The organism is Phenylobacterium sp. VNQ135 (assembly GCF_049445735.1).
Lineage (GTDB): Bacteria > Pseudomonadota > Alphaproteobacteria > Caulobacterales > Caulobacteraceae > Phenylobacterium.
Genome location: NZ_JBMSDS010000001.1, coordinates 163,950 through 187,112, shown reverse-complemented (window position 1 = coordinate 187,112; position 23,163 = coordinate 163,950). Strand labels below are relative to the sequence as shown.

Here is a 23,163-nt window from a genome sequence, read left to right as displayed (position 1 = left end):
ACAGACTCTCTCGAACCGAGGGAGCCTAGCCTCACCGCTTGCGGACGAACACCGTGCCCGCGGAATAGCCGGCGCCGAACGAGCAGATCAGGCCGGTTTCGCCTGCCTGGAAGTCGTCGTTGGCCTTGTGGAAGGCGATGATCGAACCGGCCGAGGAGGTGTTGGCGTATTCGTCGAGGATGATGACGTTCTCGCCCGGCTGCGGTTCGCGGCCGAGGACGCGCTTCCCGATCAGCTCGTTCATGTTGATGTTCGCCTGGTGGAGCCACAGGCGCTTCAGCCCCGTGGGATCGATCCCCAGGTCGGTGGCGTGGTCGACGATCATCTCCGAGACCATCGGGACGACCTCGCGGAACACCTTGCGGCCTTCCTGCACGAACAGCTTGTCGGGCTGGCCCACGCCCTCGGGCGCCGCACGGTTCAGGAAGCCGAAGTTGTTGCGGATGTTGTTCGAGAACTGGGTCTTCAGCCGCGTGCCGAGGATCTCCCAGCCGTCCTTGGCCTGATCGGCGCGCTCGACGATCACCGCGGTCGCCACGTCTCCGAAGATGAAATGGCTGTCGCGGTCGCGGAAGTTCAGGTGGCCCGAACAGATTTCCGGATTGACCATCAGGACGGCCCGCGCCGAGCCCGACGCCACGAAGTCCGCCGCCGTCTTGATGCCGAAGGTGGCGGACGAGCAGGCCACGTTCATGTCGAAGGCGAAGCCCTCGATGCCCAGGGCCTGCTGCACCTCGATGGCCATGGCGGGATAGGCCCGCTGCATGTTGGAGGCGGCGCAGATCACCGCGTCGATCTCGGACGCCGGCTTGCCCCAGCGGGCGAGGGCGTCCTTGGCCGCCTCGACGGCGATCTCGGCCAGGATCGACAGCTCCTCGTTGGAGCGTTCGGGGATGATCGGGCGCATCAGCTCCGGGTCGACCAGCCCGGCCTTGTTCACGACGTAGCGCGACTTGATGCCCGAGGCCTTCTCGATGAACTCGGCGGACGAGGGCGTCAGCGCCTGGACCTCGCCCGCGGCGATCGCCTCCGCGTTCGCCGCATTGAAGCGCTCGACATAGGTGTTGAAGGTCTCGACCAGTTCGGCGTTCGACAGGCTTTCCGAAGGCGTGTGGAGGCCGGTGGCGGCGATCACGGCGGCGGTCATGAGTCTTCCCCGATACTTGCGGCGCGACTGATAGCACGCCGGGCGCTCAGGTCATCGGGGCGCGCATCCGCCATGTGGCCGCAGGGCCACAGGTGGGCCGGGAACAAAGCTTCGCCACAGAACCGGCCGGACCGGGCCGCGTTTGACGCCGACCTAACCCCGGCTCGGGGGAGCTGAGACCAAACTGAGTGGAGTTCCTGACATGAAAGCTCTCTTTGCCGCCGCCTCGGCTGCCGCCCTCGCGTTCACCGTGCCCGCCATCGCCCAGGCGCAGAGCGCGCCGGTGAGCAACGTCTATGCGACGGCCGGCTATGCCCATGTCGACGGCGACGGCGTGAACCTGGGCGCCCTGCAGGGCCGCCTCGGCTATCGCGCCAACAGCTGGCTCGGCGTCGAAGGCGAGGCCGCCATTGGCGTCAAGGACGATGACATCGACTTCGGCGGCACGAATGTGAACGTCGAACTGAAGCACCAGCTCGCCGCCTATGTCGTGGGCTTCGCGCCCGTGGGCGCCAACACCGACGTCTTTGCCCGCTTCGGCTACGGCACCACCAAGATCAAGGGCTCCGCCGGCGGCGTCTCCGCCTCGGACGACGGCTCGTCCTGGAACTACGGCGTCGGCGCCCAGCACCACTTCGACGGCGTCAACGGCGTCCGCATCGACTGGACCCGCCATGACTTCGACGGCGGCAACGCCGACGTCTGGTCGGTCGCCTACACGCGCAAGTTCTAACGGCGCCTTCGATCGCTGTGACACATGGAAGCCCTCCCGGCGACGGGGGGGCTTCTTCTTGACCGGACGGTCCGCGGCGACCACGCTCCTCCGAAAACGGGTACGGAGGAAAGGCCCTTGGGCCAGGCGTTCTTCATCCAGCTCTTCGCCTCGGGCGTGGCGGTGGCGCTGCTCGTCGGTCTCGCGGCGTGGGCCAGGATCGCCCGGCCGACAGGCCCGCTGGACGACGCCAGGGCCCGCGCGCTGCTGGAGGATGAATTCCCCGGCCGCCGGCTGGACGCGATTTGGGTGGCTTCGGACGGGCAGGGGGCTCTGGCCAAGTCGGGCGGCCTGGCGCTGGTGATCTGCCGGCTGGGCGACGGCTACGTGGCCCGCCAGATCCCCTGGGCCCAGGCCTTGCAGGCCAGCTTCCGGCACGGCCGCCTCTGCGTCGACCTGGCCGACGTCGCCGCGCCGAAGGCCTTCCTCAATCTGCCGGCCTGGCCGCCGAAGGACCTAGCCGCATGAAGACCTTCGACCCGGTCACGCTCGCGACCCCGTTCTTCATCCTGACCATCATCCTCGAGATCGTGCTGACCCGCCTCGGCAAGCTGCGCGCCAACTACGAGGCCAAGGACACCGCCGTCTCGCTGGGCATGGGCCTCGGCTCCACCGTCGCCGGCGTGCTGATCGGCGGGGCGACGGCGGCTGCCAGCCTCTGGGTCTATCAGTATCGCCTGTTCGACATCCCAATGACGGCGGTCTGGGCCTGGGTCGCCATCTTCCTCCTCGAGGACATGACCTACTACTGGTTCCACCGCCTCGCGCACGAGCGGCGGTTCTGGTGGGCGAGCCACGTGAACCACCACTCCAGCCAGCACTACAACCTGTCGACGGCGCTGCGGCAGACCTGGACCGGCGGCGTGGCGGGCACCTGGCTCCTGTGGCTTCCGCTCGCCTTCATCGGCTTCCCGCCGGCGATGATCGCCATCCAGAAGGGCATCAGTCTCGTCTACCAGTACTGGATCCACACCGAGGCCATCCGCCGCCTGCCGGCCTGGTTCGAGGCCGTGTTCAACACGCCCTCGCATCACCGGGTGCACCACGCCCGTAATCCACGCTACCTCGACCGGAACTACGCCGGCATCCTGATCGTCTGGGACCGCCTGTTCGGCACCTTCCAGCCGGAGCTGGACGAGGAGCCGTGCCGCTACGGCCTGGTGAAGAACCTCGGCACGTTCAACATCGTGCGCGTCGCCTTCCACGAGTGGATCGGCATCGCCCAGGACATCGTACGCCAGCCGCGGCACGCGCTCGGCTGGCTGTTCGGTCCGCCCGGCTGGAGCCCTGACGGCAGCCGCGAGACGAGCGCCCAGCTCAAGGCCGAGTGGGAGGCGCGGCGCGCGACGCCGGCCCCCAAGCTGGATGAGGCGGCCTAGTCCCGCAGCAGCGGCAGGCTCAGGCCCGAGACGGGGCGGGCGTCCAGCACCTCGCGCCGGAAGCGGAAGAGCTCGGCGGGCCGGCCGCCCGTTTCGGCGTCCAGGCGGCCAAGACCCTCCACCAGCTCCGCCCGTTCCAACGCGCGCCGGAAGTTCTGCTTGTGCAGCGGCACGCCGGCGATGGCCTCCACCGTGCGCTGCAGAGCCGACAGCGTGAACGCCTCCGGCATCAATTCGAAGATCACGGGGCGGTACTTCAGCTTGCCACGGAGGCGGCCCAGCGCCGTGGCCAGGATCCGGCGGTGGTCCGAGATCATCGGCTCGCCCATGGCGGCCTTCAGGGCGTCGCTCTGGGCCGGCGGGACCTCGCCCCGGTCGCGGGCGGCCTCCTGCACGAGGCCAGCCTCGTAAAGCAGCTCGTAGCGCTCCAGCACCCGCTCCTCGTTCCAGGGCGCATCGTCGAGGGCGAAGAGCAGGCGCGCGCGCGCCAGTCGCTGGCCTCCGCCCGCGGCCCAGGCCCGCAGCGCCGGCTCGAGCGCCTGCAGCGCGGCGGGTCGTCCCTGCCGCCAGTCTTCCCAGGGAAAGAAGCGCGCCCAGGCGCGCCACTCGCTCCCCTGGAAATGGGTGTCGACGGCGGCCGGCGCGAGCGCCAGGTAGCCGACCGAGATGACCCGCGCTCGTCCGCCCGCGCCTTCGGGCACGCCGACGTCGGCCAGGGGCGCGTCGCGGCCCTTGTCGCCGAAGGTGTACAGTTGTTCGACGTAGCCCAGGTTGAACCGCGTCTGCTCGGTGACGAAGGCCCGCATCGCGAGCTCGAAGGTGCGGTGGCCTTCGGGATCGAACGGACCGAAGGGAAGGCCACAGGCGTCCGTGCCGCCGGCCCGATCGCGCACGGTCAGCACCACGGCCTCGCCCTCGCGGATGGCGACGACCACCGCCGAGAGCCCGATGACCACCATGCTGGCGCCCATCGTCATTCCGTATCGAAGGCCTGGGCGTGCGGGCGATAGCCGGCCGCCTCGGACAGCACCTCGAACCGGTGCAGGTAGCGCGCCTGGGCGTCGAACGGGGCCTGGGGGTCGATCTTCAGCGCATAGCCGGCAGGCGGCGCACCGAAGAAATCCAGCGCCTCCTCATGGGTGAAGCCGGCGAGTTGGGTCGCCTCGAAGAAGGCGCAGGCGCGGTCGGCCTGCTTGATCAGCTTCTTGACGGCGAGCGGAGTCTTGGCCGGCAGGCCGAAGCGGACGTGGATCGCGTTCTCGAGCCGCTCCTCGAACAGCTTGTAGTCCATGCCCAGCGCCGCCTTGAACGGGCTGATCATGTCCCCGATCACGTACTCCGAGGCATCGTGCAACAGGGCGGCGAGACGCCAGCGCGGCTCGATGTCGGGCTGGATGTGGGCGACGATCTCCTCGACCACGACGGAATGCTGCGCCACGGAGAACGCGTGTTGGCCCACCGTCTGACCGTTCCAGCGCGCCACCCGCGCCAGGCCGTGGGCAATGTCCTCGATCTCGATGTCGAGCGGCGAGGGGTCGAGCAGGTCCAGCCGCCGCCCCGACAGCATGCGCTGCCAGGCCCTCGGCGCCTGAGCCGTTCGGCGCAGCCCTTTTCTCACCGGCGCATTACCTCCACAGTCAGGCCGTGAACTGACCCAGGACCTGAGAAAGATCAATGCCGGGGCGGCGGGCGAGGGTCCAAACGGTCGTGGATGAAGGATGAACGGATGAGCTGGGCCCGTGTCATGGCGCCGCTCTCGGGCGGGCAGGGCGACCGCGCGACGGTGGCTGCGGCCGCCATCCTGGCGGAGCCCTTCGGCGCGGAAGTGGCCGGCGTCTATACGCCGGCGGACGTGGCCGATGTGATGCCCTGGATGGGCGAAGGCTTCCTGGGCGGGGTGCAGACGACGGCTCTGGAATCCCTGAAGGAGGCCGCGACCGCCGGCGAGAAGAGCGCGCGCGCCGCGCTCGAGGCCGTGGGCTACGCCAAGGCCCGCTTCATCGCCCTGCAGACGCCGGTGTGGGCGGGACTGTCCGCCGAGAGCCGGCTGTCCGACGTGATCGTGTTCGGCGACGACCCCGCGCGTGGCCGGGGGCCCCTCGCCGAAGCCTTCCAGCAGATGGTCGCCGACGAGCAGCGCCCTGTGGTGGTCGCTCGGGCCGGCCTCAGGGTGGGCGGCGTCGTGGCCGTGGCGTGGGACGGCGGCAAGGAGGCGTCCCGGGCCGCCCGATTGGCTCTGCCGCTTCTGGAGAAGGCGAGCCGCGTCGTGATCCTGGCGGCGCCCAAGGCCAGTTCGCGCACCTTCGATCCCGCCCGGCTGCAGGACTATTACGCCGCCCGGGCCGTGAAATCCGAACTGCAGGTGCTGCCCGACAGCGGCGACGCCGCCCCGGCGCTCCTGCATGCCGCGGCCGCGGTGCAGGCCGATCTTCTGGTGGCCGGCGCCTTCGGCCATCCGCGTCTGCAGGAATTCATCTTCGGCGGAACGACCCGCACCTTGCTGAATTCCGATCAGCCGTCCCTATTTCTTTCCCACTAGGTTGGAGGTGACCTCATGTCCCTGTCGCGCATCGTGATGCGGCTTGCTCGCAATCCCGGCACCGAGTTCGCCGGCGGCGACGATCACCGCGGCTATGCGCTGACGGCGCCTCTGACCGCCGACGGCATGCTCGACGAAAGCGCCTACGCCAAGGCGAAGGACGCCTGCACCGTTCGACGGTTCGCGCCCGACGAGGATCCCGTGGACGGCCGGCTGGCCCGCAAGGGCCAGCGCTGGTTCTTCGACTACGACGAGGACGACGCGGCCGACGACGAGCCGGTCCATCGTCTGGGCGAACACCGCTTCGCGGTGGGCGAGTACGTGACCGTCACCGACGAGGACGGCCGTCCGTTGACTTACAAGGTCGTGGAGGTCCAGCCGGCCGGCTAGACCCCGCCGTTCTTCCGGACCAGCCGCTTCACGTCGTCGAAGATGTCGTCGCTCTGGTCCAGGCTCTGGTCGGCGCGGACGACGGCGACGGCGAGCGGGCCCGTCTTGGGTCCGCCCGCCTCGTAGCCGATCACCGAGCGCTCTTCACCCTTCCGGCCGCCGACGATGTAGGTGGCGCGGACGCCGCGCTTCTCGCGCGACAGGGCCTCGCCCTTCAGCCGGACGTCACGGCGCACCCGCATGACCGCCTCGTCGCCGTTGGCGTCCACGTGCAGCGGCCCGATGCGGACGCTCGCCGAGTCGTCGTTCTCGTCGGCCTCGATGTGGATGCCCGGCAGGTTCACGCGGGTCGTGCTGCCGCCCTCGGCCACCACCACCTTGCCGTCCTCCATGTGCACGTCGACGCCATCCTCGGAAGGTTCGTCGGAGGCCGGTTCGGCGCCGGCGGCGTCCTTGGCCGCCTCGCTCGCCACGCGGCGGGCGTCTCCGGCGCTCTGCGCGGACGGCTGGGTGTCGGACATGGCGCCCCCGGCCTTGGCGACGGCGGTCGATTGGGTTTCCGCCTGGGCGAGCAGTTCGGCTTCCAGGCGGTCCAGCGTCGCGAACGCGCCGCCCGACACCGGCATCAGTCGCAGCGTCACCTCCGCGCCGTCCGCGGAGACGTAGGTGCAGGTCTTGCCGTCGGCGGCCGCAGCGGTGCGGGTGAGCTGGCCCTGGGTGGCGGGGCATTCCAGCGCCGCGCGCGGGGGGTTGGCGCCCGTGCAGGCGGCGAGGGGGATGACCGAGGCGGCGGCGAGGAGAAGCAGCGGCTTCATGTGACGAGGGCTCCAGTCCGTTCGTGTGAGAACGTGGCCGGAGCCCTCGAAAAAGGCGAGTGAATTCGCGGTAAGACGGGGGCTATTGCCCCGGACGCGCCGCCCCTTCGCGACGGGCCAGGAAGGCCAGGCGTTCGAAGAGGTGGACGTCCTGCTCGTTCTTGAGCAGCGCGCCGTGCAGGGGCGGGATCAGCTTGGTCGGATCCTTTTCCTTCAGCGCGTCCTCGCCGATGTCCTCGACCATCAGGAGCTTCAGCCAGTCCAGCAGCTCGGACGTCGACGGCTTCTTCTTCAGGCCCGGCACCTTGCGCATGTCGTAGAAGATGCGCAGCGCCTCGGCGACCAGCTTCTGCTTGATGCCCGGATAGTGCACCTCGACGATCTCGTTCATCGTCTCGGCGTCGGGGAAGCGGATGTAGTGGAAGAAGCAGCGGCGCAGGAAGGCGTCGGGCAGCTCCTTCTCGTTGTTCGAGGTGATGATGACGATCGGGCGGACCTTGGCCTTGATCGTTTCGTTCGTCTCGTAGACGTAGAACTCCATCCGATCGAGCTCCTGCAGGAGGTCGTTCGGGAATTCGATGTCGGCCTTGTCGATCTCGTCGATCAGCAGCACCGGCCGGCCCTCGTGCTCGAAGGCTTCCCAGAGCTTGCCCTTCTTGATGTAGTTCTTGACGTCCTTCACCCGCTCGTCGCCGAGCTGGCTGTCGCGCAGGCGCGAGACGGCGTCGTATTCGTACAGGCCCTGGACCGCCTTGGTCGTCGACTTGATGTGCCAGGTGATCAGGTCGGACCCCAGGGCGTTGGCGATCTCGTAAGCCAGCACCGTCTTGCCCGTGCCGGGTTCGCCCTTGATCAGGAGCGGGCGCTCGAGGGCGATGGCGGCGTTCACCGCCACCTTCAGGTCCTCGGTCGCGACGTAGTTCTCGGTGCCTTCGAAACGCTGGCTCATTCAGGGTCCCCAGGCGGGCGGGGCCCGCATTCGAACGTTTGTTTGCCTGGGGGCAGCCTATAGGGCGCGGCGCGACATTCAAGCCGGTTCCGCGCCTTACGCAGCGTCCGGCGGAGCCGCCGCTAGTCGTCGGGCTTGGCGCGCGTCTCCCCGCCGCGGTCTTCCGAGTATCCCATGTCCTTCAGGTCGGCGTCGGAGACGTCACGGGCCTGGAAGTCGGTGAAGTCGTCCTCGCCGCCCTCCGCCTCGTCCGCATCGCGCACTTCGTCGAGACCATCGATCTCGCTGCGGAGCACCCGGTGATCGTTGAAGCCGTCGTCCGGGCCAAGGCCGTCGAGGTCGTCCTCGTGCTCCTCGGTGGCGGCGTGATAGTCGAGCTCGTTGTCCTCTTCGAAGTCGCGGTCGTCCACCGCGTCGGGATCGAACTCGTCGGCGTCGAGGGCCACGGCTTCGTCGTCGTCACGGTCGCCCATGAGCTGGGTGAGGTCCTCGACGTCCGGCAGCTCTTCGAAGGTGCGCATCTCCTCGCCGACGGCCAGCGGGCTGTCGCCGCCGAGCGCCACCGAACCTTCGCCGCCGACGGTCATGCTCTCGTCGAAGGCTTCCGCCTGGTCCTGGGGATCGAAGTCGGCGTCGGATTCGAAGCTCGTGCCGGGCATGGGGGTCTCCTTCAGGCTGGGCGCCGTGCGGCGCCGTCCTGAAGCAGAACCCCTTGGAAAACCGGCCGTTCCTCAGGCGGTGGCCCAGGCCCCCAGCGCGTCCGCCAACTGGGCCATCGCCGTGTCCCAGTCGCCGTAGGTCTCCGGCGCGAAAACCTTGGCCTGAGGATACCAGGGATAGCGGTCCGTGCAGCCGAGCCGCGGCCAGGCGCCCGGCGTGGTGATCAGCCAGGCGGGCGCGCCGCACGCGGCGGCGATGTTGAACGTCGCGTTCGAGAAGCCGGCCACCAGGTCCAGCGCGCAGGCGAGGGCGGCCACGTCGTCCAGGTCCTGCTTCAGGTCGATCCCCGGCGGATCCCAGATCTCGACGCCGAACTCGGCCTTGGCCAGGGCGAGCTCTTCGGCGCAGTCGCCGTACTGCAGGTTCACGAAGGCGATCCCGCTCTGCCGCAGCACCGGCGCCCACTGCTCGAAGGCCGAGAAGTAGCGGTGGCGCGCGCCGCGGGCCGTGCCGCTCTTCCAGAGCAGGCCGACCTTCTTGCCGGCCGGGGCGGCCTCGAGGACGCCGCGCCAATGGGCGACCCGTTCGGGATCGGCGGTAAGGAACCGGGGCCGGTCGGGGTAGGCCGCGACGCTGCGCCGGAACTCACGGAGCAGCGAGCCCATCGGCGTCCAGAGATCGGTCTCGGAGGCGTCCTCCAGGAACGGCAGCAGGCGCACCGAGCGGCCCCCGTGCTGGATGGTCACGTGCGCGCCGACGTCGGCCTGCGGGAAACTGCGGGCGAACAGCGGGACCAGGCGCGGCTCCACCGCGATCGTCAGCCGGCCCTCGGGTCCCAGCCGTTCGATGAGATCGGGGAAGACATTGGCGAACAGGATCTCGTCGCCCAGGCCCTGCTCTCCGATGACCAGCATCGACTTGCCGGCGATGTCCATGCCGGGACCCCACAGCGGGCGCTCGACGGCGAACTGCAGGGTGTCGGCGAACTGCGGGTGGTGGCGGGCCTCGTAGCCGTCCCAGCCCTCGGCCAGGCGTCCGAGCGCGACGAGCAGAGTGGAGCGCGCCAGCAGCATCATCTGCCGCTCGTCCTCGGCCTTGGTGGCCTTCAGCGCCTTCTCGACGTGGGGCAGGGCCTCGGCCACGGCGCCGCGGTCGGCCAGGAGGTTGGCGAGGTTGTAGCGGGCTTTGGCGAACCTGGGATCGAGCCGCAGCGCCTCGGCATAGAAGAGCTCGGCGTTGCCCGTGTCGCCGTCTTCTGCGACCACGGCGGCCAGGCTGTTCCAGAGCATGGCGTTGGCGGGCGCTTCCTGGATCGCCGGACGCAGCACGTCGATCGCCTCGGCCCGGCGGCCCAACACGCGCAGCGCGCAGGCCAGGTTGTTGGCCGCCTCGGCGTGACCGGGGCGATGCGCCAGGAAGTGCCGGAAGAAGCCCTCCGCCTGCTGCGGCATACCCATGCGCATGGCGAGCCGGCCCAGGTCATTGGCGATCTCGGCCTGCTCGGGAAGGAGCTGCAGGGCCGATTCATAGGCCGTGATCGAGGAGACGAAGTCGCCGGCCCGCTCGCGCGCCATGCCCAGCAGGCACCAGGCGAAGCCGTTGCGCTCGTCCGTCGCCAGCGCCTTCAGGGCCCATTCGGCGGCGCCTTGGGCGTCCTCGGCCTGGATCGCGGCGACCGCGCGCTGGATGAACGGCTGTACGGCCATGGCCTTCAGCTCGCCCATGGCGGCGTTGAGGCTCTCCAGCGTCCGGCGCGAGCCGTCCGGCGTGACGCCCCCCAGCAGGTCGGTCTTCGGCGGTGCGGCGATCTGAAGCGCCTGTCCGGAATCGGCGCTGGGCCTGGCCTGACGCGGCATACGGGAAAGCTCCTGAGGACAGGGAGGTAGCTCGCGCGGATATGCTTAATGGCGACTTAAGCGCGACCCTCCAGGCGCTCCGGCAAGGGCCCGTTAACTTCGGCCCGGCTATCGCTTTGCGTGCGCTGGGCCCGACCGAAGGCGACAATGGTCCATTCGAATCGCAAAGCCGGTTCGCACGCGTGAGACTCGGGGGGCGTCGTTGCCGCTGAAATTGTCGCTGAGGCCCGGAGAGAGGTTCGTCCTCAATGGAGCCGTCGTGCAGAACGGCGACCGCCGGTCGGTCCTCGTCCTCCAGAACAAGGCGTCGGTCCTTCGGGAGAAGGACATCATGCAGGCGGAAGAGGCGAACACGCCCGCACGGCGGATCTATTTCCCCGTGATGATGATGTACCTCGATGAGCCCAGCGCCGATCGCTACTACGACGAGTTCGTCCGTCGGATGACCGAGTTCATGGGCGTGATCGCCAATCCGACGGTCCTCGCCGACTGCGTGAGCATCTCCAAGCACTGCATGGCGCGCGAGTACTACAAGGCGCTGATGCTGTGCCGCCGGCTTATCGAGTACGAAGACGAGAGGTTGGGGAATGTCCCTTAACGCCTATCAGCAGGCGGCTGCGCGGTCAGAGAGCCCGCGCGACATGGAATATCGGCTGTTCGCGCAGGTGACCCGCGCCCTGATGGAAGCCGCCAGGTGCGATCCCGACGACCTTCGCGGCCGTGTGGACGCCCTGGACTGGAACCGCCGCATGTGGGCGGTGCTCGGGTCGGACTGCCAGAACCCGGAGAACAAGCTGCCGCCGCAGCTCCGCGCCTCGATTATTTCCCTCAGCATCTGGGTGTCCAAGCACACCACCCTGGTGATCCGGAAGCAGGACGAGATCGAGCCGCTCATCGAGATCAACCGCATGATCATGCAGGGCCTGGCCGGTAACGGGGGCGCGGCCGAAGCCGCCTGACCGGACACGCTTCGCAGTTTGCAGAGGCCGCGGTTCGCCGCGGCCTTTTTTCGTTGGCGCAATGCCGATCCGGCAGTTCCTGCCGCCCGGCAGGTTTGGCCCGCGTCGATGTGTGCGAATCGCACCGAATCGCCCGGAAACCCGAATAAAAACAAAGGCCCTACAGCTTGGCCGCATGGTTAAGCCTGGCCCGGCGCTTGCGTGGCCTTCCGCGGGCGAAAAATCGCTCACCCGGCAAAAGCCGGGCGCTTACCTCCAGAACGGAAGGTCTCAACGATGCCGATGAACTCGGTCAACACCAACGTGGGCGCGATGATCGCGCTCCAGAACCTCAACGCGACCAATGCGGAGCTGAACACCACCCAGACCAGGATCAACACGGGCAAGCGGGTCGCTTCGGCGAAGGACAACGGCGCCATCTGGGCTATTGCTCAGAACCAGCGCAACAACAGTCGTTCGCTGGATGCGGTTCGTGAGTCGCTGCAACGTTCGCAGTCGACCGTGGACGTGGCCATCTCGGCCGGCGAAACCGTTTCGGACCTGCTCCTTCAGATGAAGGAAAAGGCGCTGGCGGCTTCGGATACGTCGCTCGACACCACCAGCCGCGTCGCTCTCGCCGCCGACTTCACGGCGCTGCGCGACCAGCTGTCGAAGGCCGTGAAGAACGCCGAATTCAACGGCATCAACATGGTCAAGTCGGGCGGCACCACGATCGCCGCGATCGCGAACGCGAACGGCTCTGAAAAGATCACGGTTGCGGCCCAGAACCTGTCGCTCGGCGGCTCCAACGTGACCGTCAGCGCCACCGCCACGTTCACCACGGCGGCTCAGGCCACGACCCTGATCACCACGATCAACACGTCGATCACCAACGTGTCGACCGCGCTGTCCAAGCTGGGCACGGGCTCGAAGTCGCTGCAATCGCACATCGACTTCGTGAACAAGCTGCAGGACTCGATCGACGCCGGTATCGGCAACCTCGTGGACGCCGACCTCGCGAAGGAAAGCGCCAAGCTCCAGGCTCTGCAGACCAAGCAGCAGCTCGGGGTCCAGGCCCTTGGCATCGCAAACCAGTCGTCCTCGATGGTCCTGGGACTGTTCCGCTAAGTCGTGATCCCCGGGCGGGTTCGTCCCGCCCGGGTGACCTTTCGAGGCGCTCGGCGAAAACTGCCGACCCGCGCCCGGCAAACCTTGCCCATCGAGGCCGCCACTCGGCAGAAATTGCCGGGCGTCAGCATGCCTAACGAGGCTATAACGACGCTATTTCAATAGCTTGCGCGTCGCGACGCGGTGATTAGGCTTGGCCCGCCCCTTGCTGCCTGGTCCTTCGGGCAAAACGCCCCCGGCCGCCAGAACGGCGCCGGTTCCTCGAAAGAAGGACCTAAGTGATGCCGAATAGCGTCAATACCAACGTGGGCGCGATGATCGCGCTCCAGAACCTCAACGCCACCAACAACGACCTGATGACGACCCAGGCCCGCATCAACACGGGCAAGCGGGTCGCTTCGGCGAAGGACAACGGCGCCATCTGGGCTATTGCTCAGAACCAGCGCAACAACAGTCGTTCGCTGGATGCGGTTCGTGAGTCGCTGCAACGTTCGCAGTCGACCGTGGACGTGGCCATCTCGGCCGGCGAAACCGTTTCGGACCTGCTCCTTCAGATGAAGGAAAAGGCGCTGGCGGCTTCGGATACGTCGCTCGACACCACCAGCCGCGTCGCTCTCGCCGCCGATTTCACGGCGCTGCGCGACCAGCTGTCGAAGGCCGTGAAGAACGCCGAATTCAACGGCATCAACATGGTCAAGTCGGGCGGCACCACGATCGCCGCGATCGCGAACGCGAACGGCTCTGAAAAGATCACGGTTGCGGCCCAGAACCTGTCGCTCGGCGGCTCCAACGTGACCGTCGGCGCCACCGCCACCTTCACGACGGCCGCTCAGGCCACGACCCTGATCACCACGATCAACACGTCGATCACCAACGTCTCGACCGCGCTGTCCAAGCTGGGCACGGGCTCGAAGTCGCTGCAATCGCACATCGACTTCGTGAACAAGCTGCAGGACTCCATCGACGCCGGTATCGGCAATCTGGTCGACGCCGACCTCGCGAAGGAAAGCGCCAAGCTCCAGGCTCTGCAGACCAAGCAGCAGCTCGGGGTCCAGGCCCTTTCGATCGCGAACCAGTCCTCGTCGATCCTGCTGGGTCTGTTCCGCTAAGGCCTTGAGGCTGCGGGGTTTCTGCCCCGCGGCCGTCGCGTTGCGGCGGGCCGGGCGACCGGTCCGCCGTTCCGCATTTCATCGGAGCGCCGCCCCAAGCGACGGCGACAGGAGACATGCAAAGCAAGGTTGCGCCGTTCGCAGCCACGCCCGATCCGACCCTCAGCCAGCCCAAGTCCACGCTGAACCGGCCCGCCGGTCAGGCGAAGGCGGGACCGCCGAACTCGGATCCGGTCGATCTGCGACTGGTCATCGAAGAGGATCAAGCCAGCGGAAGCTACGTGTACAAGACCGTCGACCGCCGCACGGGCGAGGTCGTCCTCCAGCTCCCCAGGGCCGATGTCCTGCGGCTGAGGGAAGAAGCCGGTTACGTCGCCGGCGCGGTCATCCGCACCAAGGCCTGATCCCCCGCACACGCGCGGGCCTGAACGTTCAACCGCCCCGGAGCCCTCCGGAGGCGGCGCGATCCGTTTGGCTCGTTAACGATCTGATCACCACGTTTCTTCACCTTCACGAGCGAGGGCGGACGGCGAGTCGCGGCCCGTCCGGAGTGTGGAGAGCGCCATGTCGATCAGCGTGCATACGAACAAGTCCGCCCTGATTGCGCTGCAGAACCTGAACAAGACCAACGACGAGCTGAGCGAGGTCCAGAACCGTGTGAACACGGGCCTGAAGATCTCCGACGCCAAGGACAACGCCGCCATCTGGGCCATCGCCCAAGGGCAGCGGGCCGACATCGGCGCCCTGGGCGCGGTGCGGATGAGCCTGGAGCGGGCGCACTCGATCGCCGAGGTCTCGATGACAGCGGGCCAGACCGTCTCCGACCTGCTCGTAGAGCTGAAGGAGAAGGTCGTCGCGGCGATGGATTCCTCCCTCGACGCCTCCTCGCGCACCGCGCTCAACTCGGACTTCAAGGCGCTCCTGCGCCAGATCAGCCAGGTTGTGCAGAACGCCGAATTCGACGGCGCCAACCTCCTGAACGGCCTGGCGGGCGGCAACATCCAGTTCCTGGCCAACGCCGACGCCAACTCGCGGATCACCCTGTCGAACCAGAACCTGACGCTGGGCGGTCCGAACATCTCGATCACCGCCAACGCCAGCATCCTGACGGTCGCCACCGCCTCGGCGGCGCTCGCCCAGCTCACCCTGGCGATCTCCTCGGTGAACCAGGCGCTGGGCAATCTGGGCTCGCAAGGCAAGCAGATCGACGCCCACCTCGACTTCGTCTCGAAGCTGACCGACGTGCTGGAAGGCGGCGTTGGCAACCTCGTGGACGCCGATCTCGCGAAGGAGAGCGCGAGGCTCCAGGCCCTGCAGGTGCAACAGCAGTTGGGCGCGCAGGCCCTGTCGATCGCCAACTCGGCGCCGCAGATCATCCTGTCGCTGTTCCGCGGCGGCTAGGAATGACGGTTTCCGTTGGGGCGTAGGGAAGGGCCCGGAGGCGCGCGCTTCCGGGCTTTTCTTTCGACCTGTTAACGGCCTGGAGACTCTGGCGGACTAAGAGGGACGGGCGGGATTTCGCCCGCGGTGCGAGTCGATGGTCCTTTCGGTCGATAGCAGTCTGCTTCTGGGCCTCTACCAGTCCCGCTCGTCGGGGTTGCTGGGAACGGCCGCCGGCGGCTCGACGGGCAGCGCCGCGTCGCGGGCCAAGGTCGCGCCGACCGCGCCCTGGAGCACCCAGGCCACGCCGACGCCGGCCAGCGAGCTGGTGAAGTCGGCCCTGCGCGGCAAGAAGTTCATCGACGAGAACGCCGCCCAGCTCGACCTGCAGGGCGCCAGCGCCGACTACAAGAAGCTGTTCGCCATGTACCAGGGCCTCTCCACGCTCTCGGGATTGGCCGAGCGGATGCAGGCCAAGGGCCTGACCAGCACCGACAAGATGCAGATCCAGCGGGCCTTCGCCCGCGGCATGTCCGAAATGAGCGAGTACGTCGACGCGGCCGCGTTCGAGAAGCTGCGGCTGACGCAGGGCGCGGCGGCCGAGCGGGCCAAGACCGCGGCGCCGGTGCCGCGGACCAAGACGGAATACGCCACCCCGCCCATTTTCGCCGGAACGAGCGCCGACGCCGTGCCCGCCTTCCAGGGCGACGTGAAGTTCGACATCAAGGTGAAGCGGGCGGGCGTGGTCCACACCATCAACGTCGACCTCGCCGGGATGGGCTCGGACACCCGCTCGATGGCCAACGTCGTCACCTACATCAACGACCAGCTCCAAGCCGCCGGCGTCGACACGCGCTTCGCGACCCAGCGTCTCCCGGGCCAGCCGAAGACGATCGAGTCGGGGGGCAAGACCATCAACATCGGGACCGGGCCCGACCAGTGGGCGCTCAAGGTGAAGGTCTCGGTCGGGGAGCTCGTCACCTTCGATGCGCCGACGACCGAGAGCGCCGTCTACATGGCGCAGACCGCCGGCGACCCGAACCCGGACGGCAAGGCCTCGACGAACGATGGCGTCCTGCGCCAGCAGCTGCTCAAGTTCCAGACCGACGCCACCGACGTGCCGTATGCGCCCAAGGCGGACGGCGAGTCCTACTGGGTCGAGGGGCGCCAGTTCGCCAAGACGCTCGGCGCCGAGGTGAAGACCGTCCGCGCCACCCAGGTCGGACCGGACGGGTCGGTCTACATGCTGGCCGACATCACCGCCAAGACGGCTGGCCAGGAGATCAAGGGCGAACAGGACGTCGCGCTGCTCAAGTACGACGCCGCCGGCCAGCTGGTGTACTCGCGCACCCTCGGGGCTTCCGACGAGGCGAGCGGCCTCGCGCTGGCGGTCTCCGCCGATGGCAAGATCGCGATCGCGGGCTCGGTGAAAGGGACCCTTAGCGGCGCCACCGAGGGGCCGCTGAATTCCGGGACGAGCGGTGCCTACGCCGGCCAGTCCGACAGCTTCGTCACGCTGTTCAACGCCGACGGCGAGGAGGTCTGGACGGCCCGCCGCGGCGCCCGGCAGCAGGACGAGGCCACCCACATCGCCTTCGGGGCGGACGGTTCGGTCCTGGTGGCGGGGCGAGCCCAGACGACCATGCCGGGCGCCACCGCCGTCGGCGACTGGGACAGCTACCTGGAATCCTTCAAGCCCAATCTGGTGACGACCGCGCAGGACCGCGTGGGGAAGGTGGCGGCGAACTTCACCTACAGCTTCGGGACGGCCGGCGCCGACAGGCCGGCCGGCCTGGTCGTCGATGGGACCAACGTCGTCACCGCCAGCGTCGAGAACGGCCGGGCCATCCTGCGCCGCTTCGACATCTCGGGCGGCTCGCCGGTCTTGACCTCCACGCGCGACCTCGGCGACCTGCAGGGCGGCGAAATCACCGGCCTGGCCATCGACGGCGGGCAGATCGTCATCGCCGGGACCACCGCCAACGGCGCCCTGTCGGCCGGGACGGTCAGTCGGGCCCATGCCGGCGGGACCGACGCCTTCGCCGCCAAGCTGTCGGCGGACCTCTCCGCCGGCGCCGGCGACCGCATCGCCTATTACGGCGGGGCAGGGGACGATCGCGCCACGGCGCTCACCGTCTCTGGAGGCGAGGTCTATATCGCGGGCTCGGTCGGGAGCGACCTCCCGCCGGACGGCGCGGTGGGCGCGCCGGGCGCCGGCCCGGCCGCGGTCGGCAAGAAGGACGCCTTCCTCACCCGCCTCGACATCGACACGGGCGCGGTGGACTGGCAGCGGCGCTTCACCGGCAAGGACGGCTTCGCCGCGCCGACCTCGATCGCCGTCGATCCCCAGGGGGCCAGCGTGCTGGACAAGCTTGGCCTGCCCAAGGGCACGCTCGACATGACGGACTCGCTCCGGGTGATCGACCAGACAGCGATCCGGCCTGGTGACACCTTCCAGGTCCGCTCGGGGGCGGGGCGCTGGAACACCGTCACGATCGAAGCGAAGGACACGCTCGATACCCTCGCGGCCAAGATCCGCCGCGCGGCGGGCTTCCAGGCCAAGGTGCAGGTCTCGTCCAGCGGCGCGTCGAAGGTGCTGACCATAACGCCCGTGAGCGACCGCTCGGTCATCGAGTTCTCGGCCGGCAAGACCGACAAGGACGCCCTCGAGTTCCTTGGGATCCCCGAAGGCGTCGTCCGCAAGACCACGGTCGACAAGAACGACAAGACCGTCGCCGCAGACGGCAAGCCGATGTTCTACGGCCTCGGGCTGGAAAGCCACCTCAACCTCGACGACGCGAGCCAGGTGACCCACGCGCTGGCCAACCTCGCCAAGGCGCAGACCGCGATCCGCACGATCTACCGGGATCTGGTCGCCGCCGCGACGCCCAAGGATCCGCTGGCGAAGGCCGAGCTCGCCGCCGGCCAGGCTCCGGCCTACCTGCAGAACCAGCTTGCCAACTATCAGGCTGCGCTCGCTCGTCTCGGCGGCTGACGCGGCTTGAAAGGCGCCCCGCCGCAGTCTAGCGAGGCGCCATGCATCCCGAGACCGAGCCCGACCATCCTCCGGCGCCGCGGCGCACCGGCCTCGTGATCGCCGGGGCGCTCCTGGCGCTCCTGGCCGGGGCGGTGATCGCCTGGATGCTGCTGCGCTCGGGCGATGCGCCTACCGAAGCACCGCCGGCCTCGCAGGCCGGCCTCGTCATCGAAAGCGGACCGGACGACGGTCGGCTCGACCCGGCAGGTCCCCTGCGCTGCTTCGTGGCCGGCCAGTTCGTGGGCGAACTCAGCCTGGCCGAATGCGCCCAGCGCAACGGCGTGGCCACCGACGCCCTCGACGTCGGCATCGACGAGACCGGCGCGCTCGCCGCCGCCGACCAGGCCGGCGTGGTGCTGACGCCGCTGCCGCCGGAGGAGGGCGCCGAACCGGCCCCCGAGGAGAACGATCCCACGCTGGCTCCGCCCGAGGCGGTCGGGCCCGTGGCCGCCTGCCTCCGCCACTCGGGCGGACAGTGGCGCCGCCTCGTCGACACCGACCTGAACGGCTGCGTCCAGGCGCTGTTCGCCGGCCGCTGCGAGCGGCCCGGGCAGGCGACCTACGGCCGCTTCGGCCAGCAGACCCTGCGGCTCGTCACGGGGCGGGTGGAGATCTCTTCCGACAATCAGACGTTCCGCACGCTGGTCACCCAGGCGCCGAACTGCAGCGTGCCGCCGCTCGGGTGACGGCTGTAAGATCCGCTGCTAGGCTGAGGCCCATGTCGATGAAGCCGTTCCTCGTCCCGATGATCGCCGCCGTCGCGGCGCTGTCGCTCTTCGGCTGCGCGAAGCGCACTGAGCCGCCGGGCGACATGGGCGTCTGCTACCACGTGGTGTTCCAGAAGGACGGCTCGCTGAAGTACAACAAGCTGGTCAACGCCAAGAGCCTGGAGGTCTGCGCGGCCAACCTTGAGGCCATGCGCGTGAAGTTCCTGACGCTCGGCGGCAACCAGCAGGAGCTGGTGGGGGCCTACCAGGCCAATTTCCTCTTCATCGACCGCTACGGCATCCACACCTCCACCTCGCTGGAGGGCCCGCGCTACACGGCCCTGGTGCGGACGGGCGACGGCCGCCTGGCCATCCCCGGCGCGATGCCGCAGTAGCGGAATAGCTGTGGAAAGGTCCTCACGGACCGGAACGGAAGCGGAACATAATGTTTGATGTTCCGTTAACGGCGGGCTAGCTTCGCGCGGGGCGAGAAGGCCCGCGAGCACGTAAAGCTAGGACATCCACATGGCGGGCAGCGTCAACAAAGTCATTCTGGTGGGCAACCTCGGGGCCGATCCCGAGATCCGCAGCCTCACGTCGGGCGACCGGGTCGCCAACCTCCGCATCGCCACCTCCGAGACCTGGCGCGACCGCAGCAGCGGCGAGCGCAAGGAAAAGACCGAGTGGCATCGCGTGGTCGTGTTCAACGAGAACATCGTGAAGGTCTGCGAGAATTACCTGCGCAAGGGCTCGACGGTCTACATCGAGGGCGCGCTGCAGACCCGCAAGTGGACCGACCAGTCCGGCCAGGAGAAGTACTCCACCGAGATCGTCCTGCAGAAGTTCCGCGGCGAACTGACCATGCTGGGCGGTCGCGGCGACAGCGCCGGCGGCGGCATGAGCGACCGGGATGAGGGCGGCTACGGCGGCGGCGGCTTCGGCGGCGGTCCGCGCGCCCAGAGCTCGGGTCCGCGCGAGGAGTTCTCGGCCGACCTCGACGACGAGATCCCGTTCTAGGCCTTTCGGCCGAATTCGGCGGCCAGCGCCTCGGCGATGGCCGCCATCACGCCGGCCCAGTCGTAGCCCGTCTCGCCCGAGAAGGCGCGGGCCTGCGGATACCAGGGGAAGGCGGCCGTCCCCAACCTCGGCCAGGCATCCGGCGTGGTCGCGAACCACGTCGGCGCGCCCACGGCGGCGGCGATGTTGGTGGTGGCCGTCGCCGGCCCGATCACCAGGTCCAGCGCCAGGCTCAGGGCGGCGATCTCGTCCAGGTCGTCGCGCAGGTCCAGGCTGGGGAGGGTGCGGATGGCGGCGCCCGTGGCCTGGGCGATCGCCCGAAGCTCGCCCGCGCAATCGCCGAGCTGCAGGTTGACGAAGGTCACGCCCGGCGTCCGGAACAGCGCGTCCCAGTGCTCCAGCGGCGGATAGAACTTCTGCCGCTGCGAGGTGATCAGCAGGCTGCGCCAGATCACGCCGACCTTCGGGCCAGGACCGAAGCCGTCCAGCAGGGCGCTCCAGTGCGCGACCCGGGCCGAATCCGCCTTCAGGAAGCCCGCCGCGTTCGGGAAGTCGCCGAGGCTGCGGCGACGGTCGGTCAAGAGATCGCCCATCCGCGCCCAGGCGTCGTAGTCCTCGGCCGCAAGGCCAGGGATCGCGCGGATGGTGCGACCGTCCTCGCGGCGCGTCTCGTAGGGCAGCACCTGGGCCGCGGGAAACGAGCGTTGGAACAGGCTGACGAGCCGCGGCTCGACCGCCACGATCAGCTTTCCCTCATCGCCGATCGCGCGGCCGACGTCAGGCAGCACGTTGGCGAACAGCACCTCGTCCCCCAGGCCCTGTTCGCCCATCACCAGCAGGCGCTTGCCGGCCAGGGGCGTCCCCGGCTTCCACTCACGACCGCTCAGGCGATGATGGACGTATTCGGCGTAGGCTTCCTCTCGTCGTACCGCGTACGCATCCCAGCCGGCGCCGATTTCGCCGGCGTTCAGGAGCAGCAAGGCGCGGGCGTAGCGATACATCGCCGCCTGGCCGGGACTGTCGGCGCCGAGCGCGATCGCCCGCTCGCAGTCGGCCAAGGCGCCCCCGATGTCGCCTGCCGCCTTGCGGGCGTTCGCCCGGTTGAAGTGGGCCGTGTGCATGCCGGGCTCGAGCCGGATCGCCTCGTCGAAGAACACCAGCGACTGGCCGGCCTGGCCCTGCTCGAAGAGCACACAGCCCAGCGTGTTCCACAGCAGCGCCGCGCCCGGATTGGCGGTCAGACTCTCGCGCAGCAGTTCGACGGCGTCGGAGAAGCGCATCTGCGCGCACCAGGCGACCGCCAGGTCGTTGGCGATCTCCACCGATCCGGGGTCCAGCGTCCGGGCGTGCAGCAGGAACTGTTCGGCCAGCGCCGGGATGTCCAGGAAGCTGGCTAGGCGAGCCATGGCCCGCGCCAGGCCGGCGTCCTGCGGCGAAAGCGACAGCGCCTGCTCATAGGCCTCCAGCGCGCCGGCGAGATCGCCCTGCTTCTCCCGGAATGCGCCGGCGATGCGCCAGGCCTCGACGTTCCGCGGATCGACGGCGGCCGCCTTGCCCGCGAGCTGCGCGGCGGCGGCGAAATCCTTGCGACGGTCGGCGTCCGCGGCCCGGCGGAGCAGCGCGGCCGAGCCTTCCCTGACGTCCAGCCGCCCCATCGAATCCTTCCCGTAGCGAGGGCGGCAGGATCGGGTGCGTACGGTTAACGCTTCGTCGAACCTAGCCTAGTTGGCGGCGGGCGGCGTCTCGGGCGCGGGGCAGACGTCGCCGATCCGCCGCGCCTCGGTCGAGGCCTTGCCGGCGATGTCCAGGCCCAGGAACTCGGTGGCGATGCTGGCGGTGAGATTGAAGCTCGTCTGGGTGTAGGCCCCCGAACCCTCGACGGCGACCTTGCGGCCCTTCTTGCTGACGCAGGTGCCCTTCAGGCTGATCCTGCCGCCCTCAATTACCTTGTGCGGATAGGTGCACTTGTAGTGGCGGTTCGAAGGCCCGGCCATGAACTTGTCCACCTCGGCCGGGGTGATGCAGCGGCGCTCCACCTTGGTCTGCCGGATCGGGGAGAGAAGCTTGTTGGTCGACTCCCAGTAACCGGGCTGGATGGCCTGGGGAGCGGCATGCGCCGCCGACGTCGCGAGGACGGGCAGGGCGGCGAGGAGCAGGGCGGCGGCGATCGGGCGGGTCATGCGGTCAGGTCTGGCTCAGGTGTCGGGCGGCATCGTGGCGTTGGCCGGATGAACCGCGGCTTACCGCATATAGGCGCACGCCGCGCCGACCGTCATCGCGGCGTCTCGCCGGTTCGCGCCTGGTAGGCGGCCAGCACGTCCGCGCCCGCCTCGTCGTAGAGGAACGGCAGGAAGGCGTAGCGCCGTCCCTTCGTGACCGGCAGGGCCTCGTGCATCAGCCCGCAGGCGAACACCACCGCTCCGCCCACCGGCGGCCGGTAGGTCGCCGGGCCGAACTCCGGGAACCTGAGGTCGCCGCCTTCGAAGTCGTCGTTCAGGTTGATGGAGCAGGCGAAGACCCGATGGGCGGTGCCCTGGGTGGTATTGTCCCGATGGGGCCGGAAGACGCCGCCGTCGGCCTCGTCATAACAGCTCACCAGGTAGCGCTCGATCCGGGTGGGCTGGAAGCCGAAGGCCCGCCCGATGAACGGGAACAGCCGCCGTTCCAGCCGCTCGCGGAGCGCCGCGACCAGCCCGGGATCGCGGACCATCACGTCGCGCCGCTTCTTCAGCTCGTCCATCACGTGGACCGTGCGGTCGTCGTCGTCGCGCATCACGCCCGTGAAGGTCCCGCCGGTGTCGGCATGCAGGCCGATCAGCGCCTCGCAAAGCTCGGGCTCGAAGATGCGCGGCGCCGTCAGCACCGGCGCGTGGACCGCCGCGCCCGCGTGCAGGCCGGGCGGCCCGAGCGCCGTTACCCTGGCCAGAATCCGTTCGGCGTCGGCCAACGGCGCAACGTCCATCACCCTCAGCGCCGGGTCGAGCAGCAGCCAGTGCGGCGCCTCGGCCTGGAACGCGCCGGCGATGCGGCCCTCGGCGTCGGGCATCCAGCGGATGCCGTGCAGGTCCTGCAGGCCGCCGAGCAGGGCAGGGTCGGCGGCGACCACGAAGGCGGAGCAGCGGGCGTCGTCGAACTGCTGCTGCCGCTGGGCCAGCGCCTTCAGGGCCCCGCCGGCGGCCTGCGGCTCGGCGGGGAGGAACAGCATCAGCACGTAGCGGCCGGCGGCGCTGTCGAACAGGAACTCGGGACTGGAGGCGGTGGGCGCCGTGAACCACGGCGCCGGCTCGCCGAACTGGAGCGGCATGGGACCAACCTAAGCCGCCTCGGTCACGGCGTCATC

At 68.9% G+C, this 23,163-nt stretch carries 25 protein-coding genes; 15 read left to right on the top strand and 10 right to left on the bottom strand.

Annotated features, from left to right (window positions below; all coding sequences use genetic code 11):
• Positions 1 to 31: 31 nt before the first annotated feature.
• On the bottom strand, positions 32 to 1,147 hold the full coding sequence (locus ACO2Q0_RS00935; RefSeq protein ID WP_423349597.1) for a beta-ketoacyl-ACP synthase III: 1,116 nt from the start codon (positions 1,145 to 1,147) through the stop codon (positions 32 to 34).
• Between the two features lie 202 nt (positions 1,148 to 1,349).
• On the opposite strand from ACO2Q0_RS00935, the gene ACO2Q0_RS00930 reads away from it, so the two are divergent.
• From ACO2Q0_RS00930 to ACO2Q0_RS00920, 3 genes are all read left to right on the top strand, one after another.
• The gene (locus ACO2Q0_RS00930; RefSeq protein WP_423349596.1) at positions 1,350 to 1,880 is read left to right on the top strand and encodes a porin family protein; all 531 of its coding nucleotides are present in this window, start codon (positions 1,350 to 1,352) and stop codon (positions 1,878 to 1,880) included.
• Positions 1,881 to 1,997: 117 nt separating this feature from the next.
• Complete coding sequence (locus ACO2Q0_RS00925; protein ID WP_423349595.1) at positions 1,998 to 2,387, top strand: hypothetical protein; 390 nt, start codon at positions 1,998 to 2,000, stop codon at positions 2,385 to 2,387.
• The gene (locus tag ACO2Q0_RS00920; protein WP_423349594.1) at positions 2,384 to 3,298 is read left to right on the top strand and encodes a sterol desaturase family protein; all 915 of its coding nucleotides are present in this window, start codon (positions 2,384 to 2,386) and stop codon (positions 3,296 to 3,298) included. The genes ACO2Q0_RS00925 and ACO2Q0_RS00920 overlap by 4 nt, the downstream gene beginning before the upstream one ends.
• Here the strand turns inward: ACO2Q0_RS00920 and ACO2Q0_RS00915 are convergent.
• On the bottom strand, positions 3,295 to 4,275 hold the full coding sequence (locus tag ACO2Q0_RS00915; RefSeq protein WP_423349593.1) for an NUDIX hydrolase: 981 nt from the start codon (positions 4,273 to 4,275) through the stop codon (positions 3,295 to 3,297). The two genes, ACO2Q0_RS00920 and ACO2Q0_RS00915, sit on opposite strands and share 4 nt — an antisense overlap.
• Positions 4,272 to 4,916, bottom strand: coding sequence for a YfbR-like 5'-deoxynucleotidase (locus tag ACO2Q0_RS00910; RefSeq protein WP_423349592.1), 645 nt, complete (start codon positions 4,914 to 4,916; stop codon positions 4,272 to 4,274). The genes ACO2Q0_RS00915 and ACO2Q0_RS00910 overlap by 4 nt, the downstream gene beginning before the upstream one ends.
• A gap of 108 nt (positions 4,917 to 5,024) precedes the next feature.
• Here ACO2Q0_RS00910 and ACO2Q0_RS00905 point away from each other — a divergent pair, with 108 nt between their 5' ends.
• Both ACO2Q0_RS00905 and ACO2Q0_RS00900 read left to right on the top strand, forming a co-directional pair.
• On the top strand, positions 5,025 to 5,837 hold the full coding sequence (locus ACO2Q0_RS00905) for a universal stress protein (protein ID WP_423349591.1): 813 nt from the start codon (positions 5,025 to 5,027) through the stop codon (positions 5,835 to 5,837).
• A 15-nt stretch (positions 5,838 to 5,852) separates the two neighbouring features.
• Positions 5,853 to 6,227 (top strand): hypothetical protein, encoded by a 375-nt coding sequence (locus ACO2Q0_RS00900; RefSeq protein ID WP_423349590.1) that lies wholly within the window; start codon positions 5,853 to 5,855, stop codon positions 6,225 to 6,227.
• On the opposite strand, the gene ACO2Q0_RS00895 is transcribed toward ACO2Q0_RS00900, so the two are convergent.
• The 4 genes from ACO2Q0_RS00895 to ACO2Q0_RS00880 form a co-directional block, all read right to left on the bottom strand.
• Positions 6,224 to 7,042, bottom strand: coding sequence for a hypothetical protein (locus tag ACO2Q0_RS00895; protein ID WP_423349589.1), 819 nt, complete (start codon positions 7,040 to 7,042; stop codon positions 6,224 to 6,226). The two genes, ACO2Q0_RS00900 and ACO2Q0_RS00895, sit on opposite strands and share 4 nt — an antisense overlap.
• A gap of 82 nt (positions 7,043 to 7,124) precedes the next feature.
• A complete protein-coding gene (locus tag ACO2Q0_RS00890) occupies positions 7,125 to 7,991 on the bottom strand; it encodes an AAA family ATPase (protein ID WP_423349588.1) in 867 nt (288 codons plus the stop codon).
• Positions 7,992 to 8,113: 122 nt separating this feature from the next.
• Positions 8,114 to 8,650, bottom strand: coding sequence for a hypothetical protein (locus ACO2Q0_RS00885; protein WP_423349587.1), 537 nt, complete (start codon positions 8,648 to 8,650; stop codon positions 8,114 to 8,116).
• A 72-nt stretch (positions 8,651 to 8,722) separates the two neighbouring features.
• Complete coding sequence (locus ACO2Q0_RS00880; RefSeq protein WP_423349586.1) at positions 8,723 to 10,507, bottom strand: tetratricopeptide repeat protein; 1,785 nt, start codon at positions 10,505 to 10,507, stop codon at positions 8,723 to 8,725.
• Positions 10,508 to 10,709: 202 nt separating this feature from the next.
• Here ACO2Q0_RS00880 and flbT point away from each other — a divergent pair, with 202 nt between their 5' ends.
• The 10 genes from flbT to ssb all read left to right on the top strand — a co-directional run bounded on the left by flbT (position 10,710) and on the right by ssb (position 19,823).
• The gene (gene flbT, locus ACO2Q0_RS00875; RefSeq protein ID WP_423349585.1) at positions 10,710 to 11,105 is read left to right on the top strand and encodes a flagellar biosynthesis repressor FlbT; all 396 of its coding nucleotides are present in this window, start codon (positions 10,710 to 10,712) and stop codon (positions 11,103 to 11,105) included.
• On the top strand, positions 11,095 to 11,466 hold the full coding sequence (flaF, locus tag ACO2Q0_RS00870) for a flagellar biosynthesis regulator FlaF (protein ID WP_423349584.1): 372 nt from the start codon (positions 11,095 to 11,097) through the stop codon (positions 11,464 to 11,466). The genes flbT and flaF overlap by 11 nt, the downstream gene beginning before the upstream one ends.
• A 276-nt stretch (positions 11,467 to 11,742) precedes the next feature.
• A complete protein-coding gene (locus ACO2Q0_RS00865; protein ID WP_423349583.1) occupies positions 11,743 to 12,573 on the top strand; it encodes a flagellin in 831 nt (276 codons plus the stop codon).
• A 281-nt stretch (positions 12,574 to 12,854) separates the two neighbouring features.
• On the top strand, positions 12,855 to 13,682 hold the full coding sequence (locus ACO2Q0_RS00860; RefSeq protein WP_423349582.1) for a flagellin: 828 nt from the start codon (positions 12,855 to 12,857) through the stop codon (positions 13,680 to 13,682).
• 116 nt (positions 13,683 to 13,798) lie between these two features.
• On the top strand, positions 13,799 to 14,086 hold the full coding sequence (locus ACO2Q0_RS00855) for a hypothetical protein (protein WP_423349581.1): 288 nt from the start codon (positions 13,799 to 13,801) through the stop codon (positions 14,084 to 14,086).
• Between the two features lie 160 nt (positions 14,087 to 14,246).
• Positions 14,247 to 15,083, top strand: a complete 837-nt coding sequence (locus ACO2Q0_RS00850) for a flagellin (protein ID WP_423349580.1) — start codon at positions 14,247 to 14,249, stop codon at positions 15,081 to 15,083.
• Positions 15,084 to 15,219: 136 nt separating this feature from the next.
• Complete coding sequence (locus ACO2Q0_RS00845; protein WP_423349579.1) at positions 15,220 to 18,057, top strand: hypothetical protein; 2,838 nt, start codon at positions 15,220 to 15,222, stop codon at positions 18,055 to 18,057.
• A gap of 41 nt (positions 18,058 to 18,098) precedes the next feature.
• Positions 18,099 to 18,785 (top strand): hypothetical protein, encoded by a 687-nt coding sequence (locus ACO2Q0_RS00840; RefSeq protein WP_423349578.1) that lies wholly within the window; start codon positions 18,099 to 18,101, stop codon positions 18,783 to 18,785.
• Positions 18,786 to 18,817: 32 nt separating this feature from the next.
• Positions 18,818 to 19,201 carry a hypothetical protein gene (locus ACO2Q0_RS00835; protein ID WP_423349577.1) on the top strand — a complete coding sequence of 128 codons (384 nt, stop codon included), beginning with the start codon at positions 18,818 to 18,820 and terminating at the stop codon, positions 19,199 to 19,201.
• 130 nt (positions 19,202 to 19,331) lie between these two features.
• On the top strand, positions 19,332 to 19,823 hold the full coding sequence (gene ssb / locus ACO2Q0_RS00830; protein ID WP_423349576.1) for a single-stranded DNA-binding protein: 492 nt from the start codon (positions 19,332 to 19,334) through the stop codon (positions 19,821 to 19,823).
• Here the strand turns inward: ssb and ACO2Q0_RS00825 are convergent.
• The 3 genes from ACO2Q0_RS00825 to ACO2Q0_RS00815 form a co-directional block, all read right to left on the bottom strand.
• Complete coding sequence (locus ACO2Q0_RS00825) at positions 19,820 to 21,478, bottom strand: tetratricopeptide repeat protein (RefSeq protein WP_423349575.1); 1,659 nt, start codon at positions 21,476 to 21,478, stop codon at positions 19,820 to 19,822. The genes ssb and ACO2Q0_RS00825 overlap by 4 nt on opposite strands.
• A gap of 66 nt (positions 21,479 to 21,544) precedes the next feature.
• The gene (locus tag ACO2Q0_RS00820) at positions 21,545 to 22,003 is read right to left on the bottom strand and encodes a DUF3617 domain-containing protein (RefSeq protein WP_423349574.1); all 459 of its coding nucleotides are present in this window, start codon (positions 22,001 to 22,003) and stop codon (positions 21,545 to 21,547) included.
• A gap of 92 nt (positions 22,004 to 22,095) precedes the next feature.
• Positions 22,096 to 23,127 carry a 2OG-Fe(II) oxygenase gene (locus ACO2Q0_RS00815; protein WP_423349573.1) on the bottom strand — a complete coding sequence of 344 codons (1,032 nt, stop codon included), beginning with the start codon at positions 23,125 to 23,127 and terminating at the stop codon, positions 22,096 to 22,098.
• Positions 23,128 to 23,163 lie beyond the last annotated feature (36 nt).

What these genes read in the sequence shown, in the direction of transcription:
- ACO2Q0_RS00935 (WP_423349597.1), bottom strand. Translation starts at nt 1,147, where the DNA reads ATGACCGCCGCCGTGATCGCCGCCACCGGCCTCCACACGCCTTCGGAA.
- ACO2Q0_RS00930 (WP_423349596.1), top strand. Translation starts at nt 1,350, where the DNA reads ATGAAAGCTCTCTTTGCCGCCGCCTCGGCTGCCGCCCTCGCGTTCACC.
- ACO2Q0_RS00920 (WP_423349594.1), top strand. Translation starts at nt 2,384, where the DNA reads ATGAAGACCTTCGACCCGGTCACGCTCGCGACCCCGTTCTTCATCCTG.
- ACO2Q0_RS00915 (WP_423349593.1), bottom strand. Translation starts at nt 4,275, where the DNA reads ATGACGATGGGCGCCAGCATGGTGGTCATCGGGCTCTCGGCGGTGGTC.
- ACO2Q0_RS00905 (WP_423349591.1), top strand. Translation starts at nt 5,025, where the DNA reads ATGAGCTGGGCCCGTGTCATGGCGCCGCTCTCGGGCGGGCAGGGCGAC.
- ACO2Q0_RS00900 (WP_423349590.1), top strand. Translation starts at nt 5,853, where the DNA reads ATGTCCCTGTCGCGCATCGTGATGCGGCTTGCTCGCAATCCCGGCACC.
- ACO2Q0_RS00895 (WP_423349589.1), bottom strand. Translation starts at nt 7,042, where the DNA reads ATGAAGCCGCTGCTTCTCCTCGCCGCCGCCTCGGTCATCCCCCTCGCC.
- ACO2Q0_RS00890 (WP_423349588.1), bottom strand. Translation starts at nt 7,991, where the DNA reads ATGAGCCAGCGTTTCGAAGGCACCGAGAACTACGTCGCGACCGAGGAC.
- ACO2Q0_RS00885 (WP_423349587.1), bottom strand. Translation starts at nt 8,650, where the DNA reads ATGCCCGGCACGAGCTTCGAATCCGACGCCGACTTCGATCCCCAGGAC.
- ACO2Q0_RS00880 (WP_423349586.1), bottom strand. Translation starts at nt 10,507, where the DNA reads ATGCCGCGTCAGGCCAGGCCCAGCGCCGATTCCGGACAGGCGCTTCAG.
- flaF (WP_423349584.1), top strand. Translation starts at nt 11,095, where the DNA reads ATGTCCCTTAACGCCTATCAGCAGGCGGCTGCGCGGTCAGAGAGCCCG.
- ACO2Q0_RS00865 (WP_423349583.1), top strand. Translation starts at nt 11,743, where the DNA reads ATGCCGATGAACTCGGTCAACACCAACGTGGGCGCGATGATCGCGCTC.
- ACO2Q0_RS00860 (WP_423349582.1), top strand. Translation starts at nt 12,855, where the DNA reads ATGCCGAATAGCGTCAATACCAACGTGGGCGCGATGATCGCGCTCCAG.
- ACO2Q0_RS00855 (WP_423349581.1), top strand. Translation starts at nt 13,799, where the DNA reads ATGCAAAGCAAGGTTGCGCCGTTCGCAGCCACGCCCGATCCGACCCTC.
- ACO2Q0_RS00850 (WP_423349580.1), top strand. Translation starts at nt 14,247, where the DNA reads ATGTCGATCAGCGTGCATACGAACAAGTCCGCCCTGATTGCGCTGCAG.
- ACO2Q0_RS00845 (WP_423349579.1), top strand. Translation starts at nt 15,220, where the DNA reads ATGGTCCTTTCGGTCGATAGCAGTCTGCTTCTGGGCCTCTACCAGTCC.
- ACO2Q0_RS00840 (WP_423349578.1), top strand. Translation starts at nt 18,099, where the DNA reads ATGCATCCCGAGACCGAGCCCGACCATCCTCCGGCGCCGCGGCGCACC.
- ACO2Q0_RS00835 (WP_423349577.1), top strand. Translation starts at nt 18,818, where the DNA reads ATGTCGATGAAGCCGTTCCTCGTCCCGATGATCGCCGCCGTCGCGGCG.
- ssb (WP_423349576.1), top strand. Translation starts at nt 19,332, where the DNA reads ATGGCGGGCAGCGTCAACAAAGTCATTCTGGTGGGCAACCTCGGGGCC.
- ACO2Q0_RS00825 (WP_423349575.1), bottom strand. Translation starts at nt 21,478, where the DNA reads ATGGGGCGGCTGGACGTCAGGGAAGGCTCGGCCGCGCTGCTCCGCCGG.
- ACO2Q0_RS00820 (WP_423349574.1), bottom strand. Translation starts at nt 22,003, where the DNA reads ATGACCCGCCCGATCGCCGCCGCCCTGCTCCTCGCCGCCCTGCCCGTC.
- ACO2Q0_RS00815 (WP_423349573.1), bottom strand. Translation starts at nt 23,127, where the DNA reads ATGCCGCTCCAGTTCGGCGAGCCGGCGCCGTGGTTCACGGCGCCCACC.